This is a genomic window from Mesorhizobium sp. M7D.F.Ca.US.005.01.1.1 (genome assembly GCF_003952545.1).
GTDB classification, from domain to species: domain Bacteria; phylum Pseudomonadota; class Alphaproteobacteria; order Rhizobiales; family Rhizobiaceae; genus Mesorhizobium; species Mesorhizobium loti.
Genome location: NZ_CP034453.1, coordinates 2,422,273 through 2,442,052, shown reverse-complemented (window position 1 = coordinate 2,442,052; position 19,780 = coordinate 2,422,273). Strand labels below are relative to the sequence as shown.

Below are 19,780 nucleotides of genomic sequence, written 5' to 3'. Positions count from 1 at the left end.
GCTGCCTCGTCTGCCTGTTCTGCTATTCGCCCGCCAGCTTGCCGGGTTCGGAATGCATCCGCCGCACGCGACGCACGCCCCACCAGACCAGCAGGATGGCGACCGGCACCGAAGCGGCGGTGATGACCTCCGGTGCGAAGGCATGGCCGAAGATCGAGGCGCCCTTGGCGACATAGCCGATGAGGCCGACGACGTAATAGGAGACGGCGGCGACCGAGAGGCCTTCGACAGTCTGCTGCAGGCGCAATTGCAGGCGGGCGCGGTTGTTCATCGAGGCGAGCAGGTCGCGGTTCTGCTTCTCGACCTCGACATCGACCCAGGTGCGCAGCAGCGTCGTGGCGCGGGTCAGTTTTCGCGAGAGATTGGCTTGCCGCTCCTCGACCGAGCGGCAGGTGCGCATGGCGGGTGCTACGCGACGCTGCAAAAAACCACCCCAGGTGTCGTAGCCGGGCACGGCTTCTTCCTCGAGCGCTTCCAGCCGCTCGACGACAATGCCGTCATAGGCGCGGCTGGCGCCAAAGCGATAGAGGCTCGACGCCGCGTCCGCCTCCAACTCCGCGGCAAGCTCGGTCAGGTCGGCCAGCAAGGTCTGACTGTCGCGGGTCTCAGTGACTTTCATCTCCAGCGTGGTTTGCGCCAGCCGGTCCTCGATGCGGCGAGCGCGGCCGGACAAGTTCAGGGCCAGCGGCAGGCCGAGCATGGCCAACGTGCGGTAGGTTTCGATGTCGATCAGCCGTTGCGATAGCGCGCCGGTGCGCGCCGGGGTCAGGCCGCGATCGAGCACCAGCATGCGCGTCATGCCGTCGCCATCCTGGCGGAAATCGGTGACGATGGCGGCGTTGCCGCGCTCGACCAGCGAGTAGCACAGGCTGGTTGGATCGAAGCCGGCGATCAGCCGCTCGCTCGCTTGCGTCCACTTGCGAATTTCGAGCCGGATGCCGGAGATGACTGTTCCCGGGGGAGAAAACCCGTTGCCGAAGGGCAAATCCTCCTGCGTCCTGCCGCTTTCGGAGAGCGGCCCTTCCCACAGATAGGTCGAGAATTCGGTGTGCCGCTCCCAGCGCAGCGAGCCCTTGCCCCATTTCATAGCGTGGTGGCGAGCCTGGCGGTCGGGTGCGGCGATGCCGAGGCGTCGCGACAGTTCGGAAAGCACGGCCATGTCGACGCCGGAGCCGCCCTCGGTCATGAAGGCGAGTTGCACCAGGACGCGCGGCTTTTCGATGAGCGGATGCGGCCGGGCATGGACCTCGCCGAGCGCGCCGGGCCGGCCCTCATGCGCGGGAAATCCCATGACGCTGCCCTTGGCGCGCGGCTGGAATTCGAGATTGGACGGGTCGTCTGACACGGCTTGTCCCCCGGGTTTCTTTGAACCCTCTTGCACTCGCGTCCCTCTAGAGCCAATGGCCGGATGACGCAAACAGCAAAGTTTAGCCGAAGATGATATGACGCCAGGCGGCAAATTCGACACGCTTCGGCCAATTGGATAAATAATTTGACCAGTTGGCGACGCAGGCTTTATCCTGCGCCCCACCGGTTCACTTTCCAGGCATCGAGTTGAGCGATATTTTTTCCAGGATCGAGCATTCGCGCACCGCCGACGAGGTGGTGCAGCAGATCGAGAGCCTCATCCTCGAAGGCGTGCTGCGCACCGGCGACCGGTTGCCGGGCGAGCGCGAGCTTGCACGCCAGTTCGACGTGTCGCGGCCGATCCTGCGCGACGCACTGAAGGCGCTCGAAGGGCGCGGCCTTTTGACGACGAGGCCGGGTGGTGGCACGCATGTCGCCGATGTCATAGGCCAGCTGTTCACCAAGCCGGTGACGGACCTGATCTCGATGCACCGCAAGGCTGTGACCGACTATCTGGAATACCGCCGCGAGATCGAAGGGGTGGCGGCTGAATACGCTGCGCGGCGCGCCACGTCAGACGACATGGCGCTGCTCGACAAGATCATGGCACGCATGGACGATGCGCACCGGACCGGCGACTTCGATGACGAGGCTGAAATCGACGTCGAGTTCCATCATGCGATCTGCGAATGCGCGCACAACATCATCCTTTTGCACACACTGCGCTCCTGCTATCGGCTGTTGTCGGAAGGCGTGTTCCAGAACCGGCTCTTGGTGTTCACCGTGCCCGGCGCGCGCGAGGCGCTGCTTGCGCAGCACCGGGCAATCCATGCGGCGGTGAAGGCCGGCGACCCGGCCGCTGCCCGGCAAGCAGCGATGGACCACATCACCTATGTCGAACGGTCGATGGCTGAGGCCGAGCGCAGCGGCGACTGGCAGCGCGTCTCGCGACTGAGGCTGAAACAGCGCGTCGACGCCACCGATACCGAACCTGCACGCAAACGCTCCTAGCTATCGAAACGGGAAGCCCATGAGCCAAATCCTGACCATCGCCGACCTCAAGGACCTCGCGCGCCGGCGCGTGCCGAAGATGTTCTTCGACTATGCCGATTCCGGCGCCTGGACCGAGAGCACCTACCGGGCCAACGAGGAGGATTTCGGCAAGATCAAGTTCCGCCAGCGCGTGCTGGTCGACATGAGCAACCGTTCGCTGGAATCGACCATGATCGGCGAAAAGGTGGCAATGCCGGTGGCGCTGGCCCCGACCGGCCTGACCGGCATGCAGCACGCCAATGGCGAGATGCTGGCGGCGCAGGCAGCGGAAGAATTCGGCGTGCCGTTCACCTTGTCGACGATGAGCATCTGCTCGATCGAGGATGTCGCCTCGGTAACCACGAAGCCGTTCTGGTTCCAGCTCTATGTGTTGCGCGACAAGGACTTCGTGCTTAATCTGATCGACCGGGCAAGGGCGGCGAAATGCTCGGCTTTGGTGCTGACCCTCGACCTGCAGATTCTCGGCCAGCGGCACAAGGATGTCCGTAACGGCTTGTCGGCGCCGCCCAAGATGACGTTGGCCAACATTGCCAACATCGCCATGCGCCCGCGTTGGTGGATGGGCATGGCCGGCACGAAGCGCCGCACCTTCCGCAACATTGTCGGTCATGCCAAGGGTGTCGGCGACGTCTCATCTCTGGGTTCATGGACGAACGAGCAGTTCGATCCGCATCTGTCGTGGAAGGATGTCGCCTGGATCAAGGAGCGCTGGGGCGGCAAGCTGATCCTGAAAGGCATTCTCGACAAGGAGGACGCGCTGATGGCGGCCAAGACCGGCGCCGACGCGATCGTCGTTTCCAACCATGGCGGGCGCCAGCTCGACGGCGCATCGTCATCGATCATGGCGCTGGAAGAAATAGCCGACGCTGTCGGTGACAGGATCGAAGTGCACATGGATGGCGGCATCCGCTCCGGCCAGGATGTGCTGAAGGCGCTCTGCCTCGGCGCCAAGGGCACCTATATCGGCCGGCCATTTCTTTACGGGCTGGGTGCGCTCGGCAAGGAAGGGGTTACCAAGGCGTTGGAAATCATCCGCAAGGAGATGGACATCACGCTGGCGCTGTGCGGAAAGCGTCTGGTCACCGACATGGGCAAGGACCAGCTCCGGCGCTAAGTCCCGTGACCGCCTGACCACGGAGACAACGGAAAATTGGCAGAACCCGGCATCCATTTTCTCGACGCGCATGGGCCGGAAGGTGTGCGTCTTTACGCCATTGGCGACGTCCACGGCCGGCTCGACCTGCTGGTCGCCATGCATCAGCGCATCAAGGCCGAGATCGAGCAGGAAGCGCCTGCCGACTGGCGCGTCATCCATCTTGGCGACTATGTCGACCGCGGGCCGGACTCAAAGAGCGTCATCGATTTCCTGATCGAAGCGCGAGAGCGCGACCCGCGCCATCTGATGCTGGCCGGCAACCACGACATCGGCTTTCTCGATTTTCTCAAGACCCCCGACCCGGACGGGCTTTTCATCCGGTTTGGCGGCATCCAGACGGCGCAGTCCTACGGCGTGGCGATCAGTGAAGGCACCAGCGCGTGGTTCGGCAAGGCCGAGTCCGCCGTGCGCAAAGGACATCAGGCCCTGGTCGAGGCCGTGCCGCAAAGCCACATCGACTTCCTGCGGTCGCTGCCGTTTTCGGAGACACTGGGCGACTTTTTCTTCTGCCATGCCGGCATCCGGCCCGGCATCGCGCTGGAAAGGCAAAACCCGCAGGATCTGATCTGGATCCGTGACGTCTTCCACAACCACCCCGGCCTTTATCCAAAGATCGTGGTGCACGGCCACACGCCGGTGCCGGAGGCGGAAGTGATGGCCAACCGCGTGAATGTCGACACGCTCGCCTGGCAATCCGGCATGCTGAGCGCGCTCGTCGTCGACGGGCCGGACAAACGCATCCTGACACTGACGATCAAGGAGCCTGGGACGATCAAGGAGCCTGGGACGATCAAGGAACCCGGAACGATAAAAGAGGCCTGAGTGCTGCGCGTCCGAGGACGCCAAAGACGCTCCGGCTCGTGGCGCAGCCCCGGCTTTTAGCGAAGCGAGGCGGTGACGCCGTAGCCGTCGACGGCGTTGTGGTTGTTGGCTGCGTCGGCGGCATAAATGCCGAGGCCGCACAGCACGATGGCGGATACCATGGCAAAGGACAGAAGCGCTGCTTTCACGGACGTCATCTCTTGTTGAGCTTTCTGCATCTGTGCACGAGGCGGTTACCAATGCGTTGAAACGGAGAATTCGCTTCAAAGTTTCGACGATTTCGCGCTTCTAGGCATGTTCTGTATCAACGGTGTGTCGCGCGGGTCACACAAAGGTTCATCGCGGTTGCACCGAAGATGCAGAGCGCGCGCCTTCTAGGCTGGCGGGCGGACGTAAACCAAGGATGAAAGGCGTTTTCCCCAGGCGGATTCACCGCCGCGTGCCAATTATGTCACGCGGCCATGCACCGAGGGATGGGTGTTCTCAGATGGTCGCTACCCAGGCGCGGGCAATGGCCAGGCCGGCAGCGTCAGCGTCGGGCCCGTTGCGGGCCATTTCGCCGTCGAGCTTGCCGGCCCAGTCGGGATGGCGCGCGGCGATGGTCGGGGCAAAGGACGAACTCCAGTCTTGCACCATCGGCCGGTCGGCCTCGAAATGGAACTGGAAACCGTAGACGGCGCGGCCGACGCGGAACGCCTGGTTCTCGGCGACATCGTTGCCGGCGAGCCGCACGGCGTTCTCGGGCAGCACGAAGGTGTCGTCGTGCCACTGGAAGATCGGGAATTTCTCCGGCAACTGAGCCAGCACCGGATCGTCCTTGGCATCCGGCGTCAGCGAGACGCCGTGCCAGCCGAACTCGTTAGCGCCGCCAATGCGGTTCTCGCCGCCGAAGGCGCGGGCGACGAGCTGGCTGCCGAGGCAGATGCCGAGCACGGCGCGGTCCTTGCCAGCGAAATCGCGGGTCAGTTCGAGCAGTGCCGGGAAATAGGGGTACTCATCGTCGGCCAGCGCATTCTGGCCACCGCCGAGCACCACCATGGCGTCATGCCCGGCCGCGTCATCCGGCAGGGGATCGCCTTTGTAAGGGAGGCGCAGATCGAGATCTGCGCCCGCCTCCGCAAGTGCTGCGCCGACCTGGCCAAGGCCGGTATTGTCGTAGTTCTGGACCACCAGCACCCGCATGAAAAACCCTGCTGACATGAAAATGATGCGACGAGCGATACCATGCCGTCAGCATTGCAGCCAAGATGCGCGTTCGGAGAGAAAGCTATGCCACTGCAAAACCGGGTCGATCCGTTCGGCGCCATCCACGCCGTGCCCGAGCGCGGGCTGTTCACCGGCAATCGCGGTATCATCCACGATCCCGAGACGAAGACGCTGCTGAAAAAGCGCTGGGCGCTTCAGGCCTGGATCATCTGCGTTTGCCAATTCCGCGACGTGCGGCGCGAACCGATGGGCAGCAACCGGAAGGGCGGTAAAGCGGGCTGGACCGAGCTGTTCTTCCTCGACGAGGTGACGGCATTGGCGGCCGGGCATCGCCCCTGCTTCTTTTGCCAGCGCGAACGGGCCAAGGTTTTCGTTGGCCGCTTCGGCGAAGCCTTCGGCATTGCCGAGCCGCGCGCGCCGATGGTCGACAAGCGGCTGCACAAGGAGCGGCTGGCTTCGGGCGCCAAGCCGCCGATGGTGGCATTTGAAGAGCTTGCCGGCCTGCCGGACGGCGTCATCGTTGCGGATGGCGGCACCGTTTATGCCTTGCGCATGGGCAAGACACTGCGCTGGTCCTTTGCGGGATACGGGCAGCCGAACGATTTCGGCCAGCTCAAAGGCAAGACGCTGTCGCTGCTGACGCCGGCCACGACGCTCGCCGTGCTGCGGCAAGGCTTTCGGCCGGCGTGGCATCCGACCGCCGAGGCTTGACGCCGGCGGCCGGCTCGCTCATTCCTCGGCGATGCGCGCCAATTACAAAATGCAACGTCTGTTCGTGCCCGACGATCTGCGGCCAGACATCGAGTTCGACGCCGGCCAGCAGCAGAGCCACTATCTCCTGCATGTGCTGCGACTTGCCGAAGGCGCCGAAATCCTGGTGTTCAATGGCCGCGACGGCGAATGGTCGGCGGCCCTTGTCGCGAAAACAAAAAGGGCGGTGCGGCTGAAGGTGTCGGCGCTGCAACGGCCACAGCCGCCGCTGCCCGATCTGGTCTATTGCTTTGCGCCGCTGAAGCAGGGCCGGCTCGACTATCTCGTGCAGAAGGCAGTCGAGATGGGCGCCGGCGTCCTGCAGCCAGTCATCACCCAGCACACGCAAGTGGCCAAGCCGTCGATCGATCGCTTGCGCGCCAATGTCGCCGAAGCCGCCGAACAATGCGGCATACTGGCGGTGCCGGAGGTGCGCGAAGCGGAAAAATTCGACCGCTTGCTGACCGGCTGGGACAAGGAGCGACGGCTGATCTTCTGCGACGAGGACGCCTCGACCAACAATCCGCTGCCCGCGCTGCAGGCGGTGAAGGAAAAGAAGCTTGGGTTGCTGGTCGGGCCGGAGGGCGGCTTTTCCGACGACGAGCGCAAGATGCTGCGCGCCCTGCCCTTCGTCACCGCCATTCCGCTCGGCCCGCGTATCCTGCGCGCCGATACGGCGGCGGTGGCCGCGCTCGCGGTGATGCAGGCGACAGTCGGAGACTGGTAAGACCTCGCCTCTTGCAAGGAACGAGCAGCGCTGCCACGTTCAATTCCTCTTGACCTCTGGCTCAGGATTTTTCGCTTGATCGGCTGCTGACATTTCGTCCATTTACCGCCGGCGGTCGTCCGGCCGCCTCTGAGGGCTCAATCATGGCGCGCGATACAACCGATTTTCGGCCGATCGAAGACTTCGACGAACTCGTCGAGCACCTCGCCGAAGGCAACAAACCGCGCGACAAGTGGCGCATCGGTACCGAGCACGAGAAATTCCCCTTCTACGTCGACGGCAATGCACCGGTCCCCTATGGCGGCGAGCGCGGCATCCGCGCCATCCTCGAAGGCATGCAGTCAAAGCTCGGCTGGGATCCCATCGTCGACGACGGCCGCATCATCGGCCTGGTCGAACCGACCGGCCAAGGAGCGATTTCGTTGGAACCCGGCGGCCAGTTCGAGCTTTCCGGCGCACCGCTGGAGACGATCCATCAGACCTGCCGCGAGGGCAATGCCCATCTGGCGCAGGTGCGCGAGATCGCCGAACCGATGGGCATCCGCTTCCTTGGCCTCGGCGGCAGCCCGAAATGGTCGCTGGCCGAGACGCCGAAAATGCCAAAATCGCGCTACGAGATCATGACACGCTACATGCCCAAGGTCGGCACCAAGGGCCTCGACATGATGTACCGCACCTGCACGATCCAGGTGAATCTCGACTTCGAGAGCGAGGCCGACATGCGCCGCAAGATGCAGGTGTCGCTGAAGCTGCAGCCGCTGTCGACGGCATTGTTCGCCAATTCGCCGTTCACGGAGAGTCACCCGAACGGGTTGCAAAGCTGGCGTGGCGACATCTGGCGCGACACCGACAACCAGCGCTCGGGCCTGCTCGAATTCTGCTTCTCGCCCGATTTCGGCTTCGCCGACTATGTCGAATGGGCGCTCGACGTGCCGATGTATTTCGTCATCCGCGACGGCCGCTATCACGATATGACACACATCACCTTCCGCCAGTTCATGGCCGGGGCCGCGCGCAATGAAGTGCCGGACGGGCTGCCGACAATGGGCGACTGGGCGAACCATCTGTCGACGCTGTTCCCGGACGTGCGGCTGAAGCGTTTCCTCGAGATGCGCGGCGCCGACGGCGGGCCATGGCGGCGCATCTGCGCACTGCCGGCCTTCTGGGTCGGATTGCTCTATGATGAGGCCGCACTCGATGCCGCCGAGGCGCTGACCTCGAGCTGGACGTATGAAGAAACGCTGGCGATGCGCAACGCCGTGCCGGAACAAGGCATTTCCGCGCCCTTCCGCAACACCACGCTGCGCGAAATCGCGCGAGACGTGATGGTCATTTCGCGCATGGGCCTGAAGAACCGTGGCCGCAAGAACCGCGACGGCTACGACGAGACCTCCTTCCTCAACACGCTCGACGAAGTCGTGGCCCGCGGCACAACCAGCGCCGAGGAGATGCTGTCGGCCTATCACACGCGCTGGGGTGGCTCGATCGAGCCGGTTTTCATGGAATACGCCTATTAACCCTCGGATTTGACGCAGCCGATTGATCGGCAAAAGTCGCTTCAATCGGAAGTGGAAACAAACTAGGCTTCTTCGGCGAGGATTTCCGGAGGAGACGCCGATGCCTACCTTGTTCGACATGCTGACACAGGCCCAGAACGGCAGCGGCATGCAGGCCCTTGCCCAACAATATGGGCTATCGATGCAGCAGACGCAGGCGGCGGTTGCCGCACTGCTGCCGGCCTTTTCGCAGGGGCTGCAACGCAACACTGCCGACCCCTATGGGCTCGGCGCCTTCATGACGGCGATGGCCAGCGGCCAGCACGCCAAGTATTTCGAGGACGCAACCCGAGCCTTCTCGCCGCAAGGCGTCGACGAGGGCAACGGCATTCTCGGGCATTTGTTCGGCTCGAAGGATCTGTCGCGCGCGGTGGCCAGCCAGGCCGCGCAAGCGAGCGGCGTCAATCAGCAGATCCTGCAGCAGATGCTGCCGGCTATCGCCTCGATGGTCATGGGCGGGCTGTTCAAGCAGACGACAAATCAGATGCAGGCCGCCGGCGGTTTCGGCGGCGGCAACAATCCGCTCGGCGAGATCATCGAGCAGATGATGCGGCAAGGCGGCGGCATGCAGGCCCCGGCGCCACAGCAACGCCAGGCGCCGCAGCCCCAGAACCCGATGGACAACCCGCTCGGCAAGGTTTTGCAGGACATGTTCGGCGGCGGGACGCCACAGCCGCAAAGTCAGCCGCAGCCGGCACCCAACCCCTATGGCGACAACCCGCTCGGCAAGGTGCTGCAGGACATGTTCGGCGGCGGCGCGCCTCAGCCACAGCCGCAAGATCGGGCGCAGCCGCAGCCTCAACAGACGCAGAGCCCTTATGGCGACAATCCATTGGGAAAAATCTTCGAGGAGATGCTGCGGCAAGGCGGCGGTGGCGGCTTCGGCATCCCGGGCGGCCAGCCGGCGCCGCAACAGCCTCAAGCGCCCCCGCAGCAGCGTCAGGCCCCCCAGCCACAGGCCAATCCGAGCGGCAGGCCAAGGAATCCGTTCGACGATCTGTTCGGCAAGATGTTCGAAACCGGCGCCCAGCAGCGTGACGAGTATCAGAAGGGCGTGGAAACGATCTTCGACCAGTTCAAGCGGGATATGGACCGGCGGTAGGCAAGCAACAAGCAGCCTGTCTTCGACAGGGGGTAGAAAAAGAAAAGCCCGGTCCTGGGAGGACCGGGCAGAGTGCAGGCGGGCCGGCGGGGATCCGGCAGGGAGTGTGGGCCTGCATACTCTTCAGTCGCGTCGAACCTCGAAAAGGTTCACGGCAACCAAAACGACAAGCGACAGATCAGGCCACCTTGCGGGCAATGTCCTCGATCGTCTCGACGCGATCGCTGGCGATTTCGCGCAACATCGCCGTCGGGTCGCGGCCAAACGGCACGTCGATGGCGACATGCAGGTCGGCGCGCGTCAGGCCGATATCGGCGAGTTCGGAATCCGACATCTCGCCAAGGCGATAGAAGGCGCGGCGGTTTTTCCAGGCGCGGTAGGCGTTGGAGACGGTATTTGCCACGCGCGTCGCAACGGCCGGACGCGAGGTGATGCGCGAGGTCTCGGCGGCGAAATCAAACGTGGTCATGTCGGTCTCCTTCAGACTGCCGCATGACCCCGAACCGGAGGTTCGAAAAAGGATCATGCGCAAAATCAAAGTGCTACAGCGTCCTTTGCGCGTCCAAAGGACGCGCGGCGCTGTAGGCCGGGCGAGACCAGGCAATCGGCGCTGGCAACAGCGGCCGTTCCGGTCCCAATTCACATGCCTTCATGTGGACAATGCCAATTTGCCATCGACCGATTGATAAATCCAACGAATGTTTCTAATCTTTAACATCAACACCAGTGATGGATCATATCGATGAAATCGCCGCTCGATCTCGATCAGTTGCAGACCTTCATCTCGATTGCCGACACCGGCAGCTTCACCCGAGCAGCCGAAGAGGTGCACCGGACCCAGTCGGCGGTGTCGATGCAGATGCGCCGGCTGGAGGAGCGGCTCGGCAAGCCGCTGTTCGAAAAGGACGGGCGCACCAACAGACTGACCGAGGAAGGCGACAAGCTGCTCTCCTACGCGCGGCGGCTGCTTTACCTCAACCGCGAAACGCTGGCCGCTTTCGACGACCGGCGGCTCGAAGGCACGATCCGCATCGGCACGCCCGACGACTATGCCGACCGTTTCCTGCCCGAGATCATGGCGCGGTTCACGCGCTCCAATCCGCGCGTCGAGTTGACTGTCATCTGCGAGCCGACGCCGGGGCTGGTCGAACATATCAAGCGTGGCAATCTCGACCTGGCGCTGGTGACACACAACGACGTACGCGGCCAGTCGGAGGTGGTGCGGCGCGAACCGCTGCTTTGGGTCACCTCGGCCAACCATGCGACGCATGAGCAGGAAACGCTGCCTATGGCCTTCGGCCGGCCGAACTGCATCTGGCGGCGCGCAGCCGTCGATGTGCTCGACCAGCAGAACCGCGACTACCGCATCCTGTTCACCAGTTTCTCGGCCACCGTCATCACCGCCGCGGTGCTTTCCGGCCTGGCGATTTCGGTGCTGCCGGAATGCGCGCTCAGGCCCGGCATGCGGGTGCTGGGTGAAGCCGACGGCTTTGGCGCCCTGCCCGATTGCCGCATCGGCATCATGCGCGGCCAGACGTCGCGACCCGAGATCGTCGACGCGCTCGCCCGCCATATTTCGGAAAGCCTGGACAATATTTCCGTGCCGATCAGCGAAGACACCGGGACATTCGATTTCGCAGCCCTCGCCTTCACCAAGCTGCGGCGAACCAAGCCGAACCAGATCCTGCCCGGCTGGTAGGCAGGGTCCGGCATGCGGATTATGAACGGCTGGCCTGACGCGGCCACCTTGACGCGGGGGCCCAACCGTCCCCCAATCGGCCGATGAGCGACGCAGCATCCGAATCACGCACCAACGCCGCCGAATACACGGTGAGCGAGATTTCCGGCGCGCTGAAGCGCACGGTCGAGGACGTCTTTGGCAATGTGCGGGTGCGCGGCGAAATATCAGGCTATCGCGGGCCGCATTCCTCAGGTCATGCCTATTTCGCGCTGAAGGACGACCGCGCGCGGCTCGACGCCGTGGTGTGGAAAGGCACGATGAGCCGGCTGAAGTTCCGCCCCGAGGAGGGGATGGAAGTCATCGCCACCGGTAAGCTCACCACCTATCCCGGCAAGTCCAACTATCAGATCGTCATCGACAATCTGGAGCCGGCCGGCGCCGGCGCGCTGATGGCGCTGCTGGAAGAGCGCAAGCGGCGGCTGCAGGCCGAGGGCCTGTTCGACACCAGCCGCAAGCAGTTGCTGCCGTTCATGCCACGCGTCATCGGCGTCGTCACCTCGCCGACGGGGTCCGTCATCCGCGACATCATTCACCGCATCAAGGACCGGTTTCCGCTGCATATCCTGGTCTGGCCAGTGCGTGTGCAAGGCGAGACGTCAGGCGCGGAAGTGGCTGGCGCGGTCAACGGCTTCAATGCGCTAGCATGGGATGGCGCCATCCAGCGTCCCGATCTGCTGATCGTGGCGCGCGGCGGCGGCAGTCTCGAAGACCTCTGGGGCTTCAATGATGAGGCGCTGGCCCGCGCCGTCGCCGCCTCCGGCATTCCTGTGATCTCGGCTGTCGGCCATGAGACGGACTGGACGCTGATCGACCTCGTTGCGGATGTGCGGGCGCCGACGCCGACGGGTGCGGCCGAAATCGCCGTGCCGGTGAAGGCCGACCTCGAAGCGACGCTTGCTAGCCTCGGGGCGCGGCTCAAGGCGGCGGTCCTGCGCAATTTCGAACGCAAACGGCAGGCTGCTCGTGCCGCCGCCCGCGCTCTGCCCTCGCCCGATCAATTGCTGGCGCTGCCGCGCCGACGCCTCGATGAGGCGACATCCAGGCTCGGCCGGGCGCTGTCCGTCAGCGTCGACCGCAAGCGGGCGCGGTTGCAAGGCCAAAGGCTGACGCCGGCCACGCTGTCGCGGCGCATCAATGAAGCGCGCACGCTGACCGGCCGCGACCTCGCCCGCGCACAAGCAGCGTTTTTTGCCATCGTGCGCGAACGCCGCGCGCGATTTTCCCGCACCGCGACGCGGCTGTCGCCGGCACCGATCATACGGCGCCAGAAACTGCTGGGGGACACGCTGGCGGCGCTGGCGCGGCGGCAGGATCGGGTGATCTCTGTGCGGCTCGAGCGCCTGCGCGGGCAATTGAGCCAGGCCGACCGACTGCTTGCCACGCTGTCGCACAAGGCGGTGCTGGCACGCGGCTTTGCCCTAGTGAAGGACGCCGACGGGGTGGTGATCAAGCAGGCGGCCGATGTGGCGTCGGGAATGGCGCTTTCGCTCGAGTTCGCCGATGGCACCGCCGATGCGGTGGCAACCAGCGGTGCGGCGAGGCCAAAGCCGGTTGCCAAGCCGGCAGCCAAGGCCAAAGAGCCAGGCAATCAGGGATCCCTGTTCTGACACCATGACCGACAATCCGAACCATCTGGCAACGCCCTCAGGCAAACCGCGCGCGCGAAGTTTTGGCATCGGCTTCGACGGCACGCCCGGGCCGTTCAATGCGATCACCGATGTGCCTGGTGTAGCGGTCGGCTATGAGACGCTGATTTCGGGCGATGGCGCGCTCGTCGTCGGCGAGGGGCCGGTGCGCACCGGCGTGACCGCGATCCTGCCCAGGCGGCGCACCGATCTGGCGACGCCGGTCTTCGCCGGCATCTTCAGCCAGAACGGCAATGGCGAACTGACCGGCTCGCACATCGTCGAGGAAACCGGCGCTTTCAACTTCCCGATCACCATCACCAACACGCATTCCTGCGGTGTCTCGCGCGACAGCACGCTGCGCTGGATGCAAAGCGTGCTGCCGGCGGCGCTCGACAGCGGCTGGGGGCTGCCGGTGGCGGCGGAGACCTATGACGGCTTCCTCAACGACATCAACGGCCACCATTTGACGTCAGAGCATGTTGCCCAGGCACTGGACGGTGCTGTGGGCGGACCGATCGAGGAAGGCAGCGTCGGCGGCGGCACCGGCATGATCACCTTTGGCTTCAAGGCCGGCTCCGGCACCGCATCGCGCATCGTTGGATGGCACGGCCGCACTTATACGGTCGGTGCCTTCGTGCAGTCGAATTTCGGCAAGCGGCACAATTTTGCCGTTCGCGGTATGCGCGCCGGGCCGGAACTCGTCGAACCGGCGGTCCGCGAAGGCACGCCGCGCACTGAAAAGGGTTCGATCATCGCAGTCGTCGCTACCGATGCGCCGTTCCTGCCGCATCAGATGAAGCGACTGGCCCGCAGGGTGCCGCTTGGCGTCGCCATGACCGGCGGCTTCGGCTACCACAGTTCAGGCGACATTTTTATCGCCTTCTCGACCGCCAATGCGAGCGCGGCGCTTTCGCCATCCGGCCGCATCGCCAGCGCCGATTTTATTCCGGACACCGACATCGATCTGTTTTTCGATGCGGTGATCCAGACCGTGGAGGAAGCGATCCTCAACGCATTGGTCGCCAATGACGACATGACCGGGCGCGACGGAAACTTCGTGCCGGCGCTGCCGAAGGCGTGGCTGAAGGAAAAATTTGGCTGAAAGCGATCGCTGAAACGAAAACGCGGGCCAAGCAGCCCGCGTGTTTCAGATGGTCGCTCTTATGCGGTCATTCCGCGGCTTTGCTGGATGCCTGCTGGCTTTCCTCTGCCTCGGCGGCTTCCTCAAGCCGGGATGCGATGAGTTCCTGGATATCGCCGACTTCTTCCTGGATATCCTCCAGCGGGATGCCGACCTCGGCCGCCTTGGCAGCGCATTCCTTGGCCAAAGTCTCGGCCTGCTTGTCAATCCGGGCCTGGGATGACTGGCAATGGACCTTTTCACCGATCCATCCCCGCAAGAACTCGATCGCGTGTTCACTCATACTGCTGTTCCCTGGCGGCAAAGCCGGTTGGTAATCACAAACGTCGACATCCCACAAAGGATGCATGCCCCCATTCGAGCCGAGTCGCGGTCAGCCGGCAAGCCGATGCCGTCCAAGGTCCACAGAGCCATAGGAAATCGAGGGGTCAAGAGCATTTTCTGATTCTGGGGGGTCGGTACCGTTGGCTGGGCCACGCCCAGCTTTGCGCCACTGTTTCTACTTGCTTTTTTCCGGTTTCCGAGCCGATTTTCGTCACAATAGATGGCGCAACACACAACACATTTACAGTCGCTTCGCAGCGCAAACCCTCAGGCGCGCAGGTCGAAGCCGCCGGTATATAGTGTCATCCTCATGCAATGTCGACTCCGCTCGCCATGCTGCTTCTTTCCGCCGCGCCGGAGGGGTCTCCGACGGACGCAGAGCAAGCGACGATGGACCCGAACCGGATGGAGCAGGCCCCGGCGGAACCGCTCAGACGTGTACAGCCACAACCGCCGCGCAGTCGCCGGCCTTGACCAGGCCGGGAAAGTGCCGAGCCGCCAGCATGCCCGACATTTTTGCCCGGATCTCCTGAGGGGCGATGCCGGTGCGGCCGGTGGTATGAATGCGCGCCAGCACCGCACCTTCTTCGACGGGCTCGCCAAGATCGACCATGGTTTCGATCATGCCGTCGTCCTCGGCGAAAGAGAAACAATCGCCCGACGGCATGTCGAGCCACTGGGTTCGAGTCTTCTCGACCGCACCATCAACAATGCCTGCGTGGCGCAGCACATTGGAAATGCCACGCCGCGCGATCCGCACGGTTTGCGCTCGCGACGTGCCGCCGCCGCCAAGCTCGGTGCTGACGAAGACCTTGCCCATCTCCTCGGCAGCCGTGTCGTACATGCCGACGGCGTCGATCTCGATCATGCGCATCGAGAATGGGGCGGAAAACGCCGCGACCGCGTCGAAGGCTTTCTGCTCCAACGCCTTGTCGGGCAGCGTGTGCGCGGCGCAGAACGGCACGAAGTCCAGCGTCTTGCCGCCGGAATGGAAGTCGAACACGATGTCCGCGCGGGGAAGTAGTTCACGCTGGAAATAATCGGCGATCTTCTCGGTCACCGTTCCGTCCGGCCGGCCGGGGAAGCTGCGGTTCATATTGCCCTTGTCGATCGGCGAGGTGCGTGTGCCGGCGCGAAAGGCCGGATAGTTCATCGCCGGCACGATGATGACCGTTCCGCTGACTTGCTTGGGATCGAGCGTGCGGGCGAGATCGTAAAGCGCCAGCGGCCCCTCATACTCGTCGCCATGGTTGCCGCCGGAAAGCAGAGCCACCGGCCCCTTGCCGTTGCGGATGACGCAGATCGGTATCATCACCGAGCCCCAGGCCGAGTCATCTCGGCTGTAGGGCAAGCGCAGGAAACCGTGCTGGACACCGTCGCGGTCGAAATCGACGGTCGGCGCGATCGGTGATGGGCGGAGGCTAGACATCGGCTTCAATCCTTCACCACCAGCTTGCGCGGCACATTGGCCAGGCACTCTACACCGGTTTCGGTGATCAGGATGGATTCGGTGATCTCCAGCCCCATCGTCTCCAGCCAGAGACCAGTCATGAAATGGAAGGTCATGCCGGGCTTGAGTTCGGTGCGGTCGCCGGGGCGCAGGCTCATCGTGCGTTCGCCCCAGTCCGGCGGATAGGACAGGCCGATCGAGTAGCCAGTGCGGTTATCCTTGACGATCCCATACTTCTTCAGCACGGCGAAGAAGGCATTGGCGATGTCCTCGCAGGCGTTGCCGGGTTTCGCTGCGGCCAAGCCGGCTTCCATGCCTTCCAGCGTCGCCTTCTCGGCATCGAGGAATTCCTGCGTCGGCTTGCCGAGGAACACGGTGCGCGACAGCGGGCAGTGATACCTGTTGTAGCAGCCGGCGATCTCGAAGAAGGTGCCCTCGCCCCGCTGCATCGGTCTGTCGTCCCAGGTCAGATGCGGCGCCGAGGCATCGGCACCCGACGGCAGCAGCGGCACGATCGCCGGATAGTCGCCGCCAATGCCATCGACACCGCGCGTGCCGGCATCATAGATTTCGGCAACGAGATCGCATTTGCGCATACCGACCTCGATCTTGTCGACGATACGCTGGTGCATCGCCTCGACGATGCGGGCGGCCTTGCGCATATAGTCGATCTCGGTCGGGCTCTTGACCGCGCGCTGCCAGTTGACCAGCGCCGTCGCGTCGACAAAGCGGGCATTGGGCAGATGCTTCTGCAGCGACGCAAAGGCGGCAGCCGAGAACCAGTAATTGTCCATTTCGACACCGATCGTGAGCTTGCCCCAGCCGCGATCCGCAAGCACGCCGGCCAAAAAATCCATCGGATGGCGCTCGGTCGACTGCACATAGTGGTCGGCATAGCCGACGATGTTGTCGTGCGCGAGATAGGCAGTGCGCTTGGCGCCGTTGGCATCCTGGCCACGGCCGTACCAGACCGGTTCGCCAGATGGCGGCACGATGACGGCTTGGTGCACATAGAACGACCAGCCGTCATAGCCGGTCAGCCAGGCCATGTTGGAAGGATCGCTGATAACAAGAAGATCGACGCCCTTCACCTCCATGGCTTTGCGCGTCTTGGCGAGGCGATCCGCATATTCGCCGCGCGAGAACTTCAGGTTCGGTTGCATTGTTCTTGGTCCTCGTTTGTTGGGCCTCGCGGCCAGCATCAGCTTTCGAAAGTGGTCCCGGAATTGGCCGCCCGCGCGCGGTCTCGAGCGAGCGTGGCAATCGCCGTGTCCTGCACGCCGGTGCCGGTGAGATCGGCGATGGTGATATCGCTGGCCGAGCGGCGGCCATGTTTTTCGCCGGCGATGATCTGGCCGAGTTCGGTCACCTCTGCATCTCCAGCCATCACAGCCGCCGCGATGGCATGATGCAGCTCGCCCAGCCGCCGCGTCTGGCGGGCGCTGTCGGCGACATAGAGGTCGGCCATGCGCAGGATGGCCGGTGCGATCTCGTTCTTGTGATCGGCGTCGGAGCCCATCGCGGTGATGTGCTGGCCGGCGGAAACGAACCCCGCCTTGATCAGCGGCTCGGTGGAGGGCGTGGTGGTGACGATGATGTCGGCGCCGGCAACCGCGTTTGCGGCATCGGATTCGGCGCGCACGGCGATGCCGAGCTTTTCGCGCAAGGCAGCCGCGGTCATCTCTGCCTTGACGGCATCGCGCGCCCAGATGCGCGCTTCGGCGATCGGCCGCACCAGCATGAGTGCTTCGAGCTGCAGCCCCGCCTGCACGCCGGCGCCGAAGATCGCGGCGACAGACGAGTCCTGCCGCGACAGATGTCTGGCCGCGACTGCGCCGGCCGCTGCCGTACGGACATCGGTGAGATAGCCATTGTCGAGCAGCAACGCTTCGACCAGGCCCGTTTTCGACGACAACAGCACCATCATGCCGTTGACGCTGGGCAGGCCGAGCTTCGGATTGTCGAAGAAGCCTGGGCTGATCTTGATGGCGAAACCGTCGATGCCTGGCACATAGGCGGTCTTCACGTCGACCTCGCCGCGATGCTCGGGAATATCGAGCCGCAGGATCGGCGGCATCGCCACCGGCAGAGTGGCGAGCGCGCGGAAGGCGTTCTCAACGCAGGCGACGGCATCGAGATCGAGCGTGACGATCGCCCGCAATTCGGCTTCTGTGAGGATCGTCATCCGGCTCATGCGGCACGCTCCTTAAGCGACGGCGCCTCGCCGCAGACAATTGTGCGGTGCGCGTTCATATCGATGTTGCGGCCGGAAAGCAGAACAACCACTGGACCGCTCGCCTTGACCTTGCCGGCGAGCAGCGCGGCGATGCCGACCGCGCCAGCGCCCTCGACGATCTCGCGTTCCTGCGCATAGGCGTGGCGGATGCCGGCGGCGATCTCGTCCTCGCCGAGCAGGATGACATCGTCGAGCAGGTCGCGGCACATGGCGAAGGTCAGCCGGTTGTCGAGACCAATGCCGCCGCCGAGCGAATCCGCCAGCGTCGGCAACTCCTCCACCAGCACCGGGCGGCCGGCATCGAGGCTTGCCTTCATCGCCGCACCGCGCGCCATCGAAACGCCGATAACTTTTGTCCGGGGGCTGACGCCTTTAATGGCTGCGGTAACGCCGGAGGCGAGCCCGCCCCCCGAGAGCTGGACCAGAACGAGAGCAGCATCCGGAACCTGTTCGATCATCTCCAGCCCGAGCGTGCCTTGCCCGGCGATGATGGCGGGATGGTCGAAAGGCGGCAGCATGGCCAGCCCCTCCTGCTTCACCAGCCGATCGACCTCCTGCTGGGCATCGTCCTGGCTGTTGCCGACGATGCGGACCTCCGCGCCAAGCCGGCGGATCTCGTCGAGCTTGTTTTCAGGCACCAGCCGCGACATGCAGATCACCGCGCGCATGCCTTCAAGCTTCGCCGCATGGGCAAGCGCGCGGCCGTGATTGCCGGTCGAGGCTGCGACCACGCCGTGAGCCTTCTCCTCGGCGCTCAGCGAAGCGACGGCATTCGAGGCGCCACGCAACTTGAAGCTGCCGGTGGTCTGCCGGTGCTCGAGCTTGAGATGAACCTGTGCGCCCAACTGTTCGGAAAGACTCTGGGATAGCACGGTCGGCGTGCGCTCGATCTTGCCGGCAATGCGCTCACGCGCGGCGCGAATGTGTTCAAGGGTGATCTGTGTCATGATCATCAAGCACGCGGCAATGGCAGCGTCATCAAACGGCCGAATTCGGGATGGGCTGTGTCATCGCCGCAAAGCCGCAGACAATTCCAGGCGGTCGCCTGGTTGCTGGTGACCACTGGGCGGCCGATCGCCTTTTCCATTCCGGTGACCGCCAGTGCACCGCGCAGCGCCGTGCAGGAGACGAACAGCGCATCGGCGCTCGCGTCGGTCGCCTCACGCGCCAGATCGACAAGCGTTGCCGGTGCGATGCGCGCCATCTCGCGGTCGTCCTCGAAGCCGAGACAGGTGAAGCTGACGATGTCGAAGCCGCGCGCCGCGAAATAGGCGGCCATCGGCCTAGATGTCTCGACCGTGTAGGGGGTGAGGATGCTGATCTTGCTCGCGCCCAGCACACGCAGCCCGCGCACGCCCGCCATCGGCGGCGTGACGACTGGCACGCCGGGCTTTGCAGCCTGGATCGCGGCCTCGATCTCGGTATCGCCGATCACCACCGACGCCGAAGTGCAGGAGTAGCAGATGGCATCGAGTGGCTCGTCCGGCAGGATCAGGGCCCCCCCCGCCGTCAACGCCGGCTGGATCTTGCGGAGGGTTTTC

The 19,780-nt window shown here is 64.2% G+C and carries 20 protein-coding genes; 10 read left to right on the top strand and 10 right to left on the bottom strand.

Features of this window, described 5'->3' with window-relative positions; genetic code table 11:
* Nucleotides 1-22: 22 nt before the first annotated feature.
* Nucleotides 23-1,345 (bottom strand): DUF3422 family protein, encoded by a 1,323-nt coding sequence (locus tag EJ076_RS11835; RefSeq protein ID WP_126067948.1) that lies wholly within the window; start codon nucleotides 1,343-1,345, stop codon nucleotides 23-25.
* A 209-nt stretch (nucleotides 1,346-1,554) separates the two neighbouring features.
* On the opposite strand from EJ076_RS11835, the gene EJ076_RS11830 reads away from it, so the two are divergent.
* The 3 genes from EJ076_RS11830 to EJ076_RS11820 are packed head-to-tail and all read left to right on the top strand — an operon-like array spanning nucleotide 1,555 to nucleotide 4,378.
* Nucleotides 1,555-2,358 carry an FCD domain-containing protein gene (locus EJ076_RS11830; RefSeq protein WP_126067947.1) on the top strand — a complete coding sequence of 268 codons (804 nt, stop codon included), beginning with the start codon at nucleotides 1,555-1,557 and terminating at the stop codon, nucleotides 2,356-2,358.
* Nucleotides 2,359-2,377: 19 nt separating this feature from the next.
* On the top strand, nucleotides 2,378-3,514 hold the full coding sequence (locus tag EJ076_RS11825; RefSeq protein ID WP_126067946.1) for an alpha-hydroxy acid oxidase: 1,137 nt from the start codon (nucleotides 2,378-2,380) through the stop codon (nucleotides 3,512-3,514).
* Nucleotides 3,515-3,550: 36 nt separating this feature from the next.
* Nucleotides 3,551-4,378 (top strand): metallophosphoesterase, encoded by an 828-nt coding sequence (locus EJ076_RS11820; protein WP_126067945.1) that lies wholly within the window; start codon nucleotides 3,551-3,553, stop codon nucleotides 4,376-4,378.
* A 56-nt stretch (nucleotides 4,379-4,434) separates the two neighbouring features.
* Here EJ076_RS11820 and EJ076_RS36020 read toward each other — a convergent pair whose 3' ends face one another.
* The gene (locus EJ076_RS36020; protein ID WP_274533732.1) at nucleotides 4,435-4,566 is read right to left on the bottom strand and encodes a hypothetical protein; all 132 of its coding nucleotides are present in this window, start codon (nucleotides 4,564-4,566) and stop codon (nucleotides 4,435-4,437) included.
* A 295-nt stretch (nucleotides 4,567-4,861) separates the two neighbouring features.
* Nucleotides 4,862-5,560 carry a type 1 glutamine amidotransferase gene (locus EJ076_RS11810; protein WP_126071030.1) on the bottom strand — a complete coding sequence of 233 codons (699 nt, stop codon included), beginning with the start codon at nucleotides 5,558-5,560 and terminating at the stop codon, nucleotides 4,862-4,864.
* Nucleotides 5,561-5,647: 87 nt separating this feature from the next.
* Here EJ076_RS11810 and EJ076_RS11805 point away from each other — a divergent pair, with 87 nt between their 5' ends.
* From EJ076_RS11805 to EJ076_RS11790, 4 genes are all read left to right on the top strand, one after another.
* Nucleotides 5,648-6,295, top strand: coding sequence for a hypothetical protein (locus EJ076_RS11805; RefSeq protein WP_109670016.1), 648 nt, complete (start codon nucleotides 5,648-5,650; stop codon nucleotides 6,293-6,295).
* A gap of 31 nt (nucleotides 6,296-6,326) precedes the next feature.
* Entirely contained in the window at nucleotides 6,327-7,061 is a 735-nt protein-coding gene (locus EJ076_RS11800; RefSeq protein ID WP_126067944.1) for a 16S rRNA (uracil(1498)-N(3))-methyltransferase, read from the top strand.
* Nucleotides 7,062-7,204: 143 nt separating this feature from the next.
* The gene (locus EJ076_RS11795) at nucleotides 7,205-8,578 is read left to right on the top strand and encodes a glutamate--cysteine ligase (protein ID WP_126067943.1); all 1,374 of its coding nucleotides are present in this window, start codon (nucleotides 7,205-7,207) and stop codon (nucleotides 8,576-8,578) included.
* Between the two features lie 100 nt (nucleotides 8,579-8,678).
* Nucleotides 8,679-9,719, top strand: a complete 1,041-nt coding sequence (locus tag EJ076_RS11790; protein ID WP_126067942.1) for a DUF937 domain-containing protein — start codon at nucleotides 8,679-8,681, stop codon at nucleotides 9,717-9,719.
* Between the two features lie 178 nt (nucleotides 9,720-9,897).
* Here EJ076_RS11790 and EJ076_RS11785 read toward each other — a convergent pair whose 3' ends face one another.
* Nucleotides 9,898-10,188 (bottom strand): DUF1127 domain-containing protein, encoded by a 291-nt coding sequence (locus EJ076_RS11785; protein ID WP_126067941.1) that lies wholly within the window; start codon nucleotides 10,186-10,188, stop codon nucleotides 9,898-9,900.
* 273 nt (nucleotides 10,189-10,461) lie between these two features.
* Between EJ076_RS11785 and EJ076_RS11780 the strand changes: the two genes are divergently transcribed.
* The 3 genes from EJ076_RS11780 (at nucleotide 10,462) to EJ076_RS11770 (ending at nucleotide 14,190) form a co-directional block, all read left to right on the top strand.
* On the top strand, nucleotides 10,462-11,418 hold the full coding sequence (locus tag EJ076_RS11780) for a LysR substrate-binding domain-containing protein (RefSeq protein ID WP_126067940.1): 957 nt from the start codon (nucleotides 10,462-10,464) through the stop codon (nucleotides 11,416-11,418).
* Nucleotides 11,419-11,501: 83 nt separating this feature from the next.
* Complete coding sequence (xseA, locus tag EJ076_RS11775) at nucleotides 11,502-13,067, top strand: exodeoxyribonuclease VII large subunit (RefSeq protein WP_126067939.1); 1,566 nt, start codon at nucleotides 11,502-11,504, stop codon at nucleotides 13,065-13,067.
* Between the two features lie 4 nt (nucleotides 13,068-13,071).
* Nucleotides 13,072-14,190, top strand: coding sequence for a P1 family peptidase (locus tag EJ076_RS11770; RefSeq protein ID WP_126067938.1), 1,119 nt, complete (start codon nucleotides 13,072-13,074; stop codon nucleotides 14,188-14,190).
* A 67-nt stretch (nucleotides 14,191-14,257) separates the two neighbouring features.
* On the opposite strand, the gene EJ076_RS11765 is transcribed toward EJ076_RS11770, so the two are convergent.
* From EJ076_RS11765 to eutA, 6 genes are all read right to left on the bottom strand, one after another.
* The gene (locus EJ076_RS11765) at nucleotides 14,258-14,578 is read right to left on the bottom strand and encodes a hypothetical protein (RefSeq protein ID WP_245463023.1); all 321 of its coding nucleotides are present in this window, start codon (nucleotides 14,576-14,578) and stop codon (nucleotides 14,258-14,260) included.
* 405 nt (nucleotides 14,579-14,983) lie between these two features.
* Nucleotides 14,984-15,982: a N(2)-acetyl-L-2,4-diaminobutanoate deacetylase DoeB gene (gene doeB, locus EJ076_RS11760; protein ID WP_126067937.1), complete on the bottom strand. Its 999-nt coding sequence runs from the start codon at nucleotides 15,980-15,982 to the stop codon at nucleotides 14,984-14,986.
* Between the two features lie 5 nt (nucleotides 15,983-15,987).
* A complete protein-coding gene (gene doeA / locus EJ076_RS11755) occupies nucleotides 15,988-17,166 on the bottom strand; it encodes an ectoine hydrolase DoeA (RefSeq protein ID WP_109670194.1) in 1,179 nt (392 codons plus the stop codon).
* Between the two features lie 38 nt (nucleotides 17,167-17,204).
* Nucleotides 17,205-18,197, bottom strand: coding sequence for an ectoine utilization protein EutC (eutC, locus tag EJ076_RS11750; RefSeq protein ID WP_126067936.1), 993 nt, complete (start codon nucleotides 18,195-18,197; stop codon nucleotides 17,205-17,207).
* Entirely contained in the window at nucleotides 18,194-19,186 is a 993-nt protein-coding gene (eutB, locus tag EJ076_RS11745; protein ID WP_164548609.1) for a hydroxyectoine utilization dehydratase EutB, read from the bottom strand. The genes eutC and eutB overlap by 4 nt, the downstream gene beginning before the upstream one ends.
* Before the next feature lie 5 nt (nucleotides 19,187-19,191).
* Nucleotides 19,192-19,780 (bottom strand): ectoine utilization protein EutA (eutA, locus tag EJ076_RS11740; protein WP_126071028.1); only part of this gene is annotated, 589 nt, incomplete at its 5' end.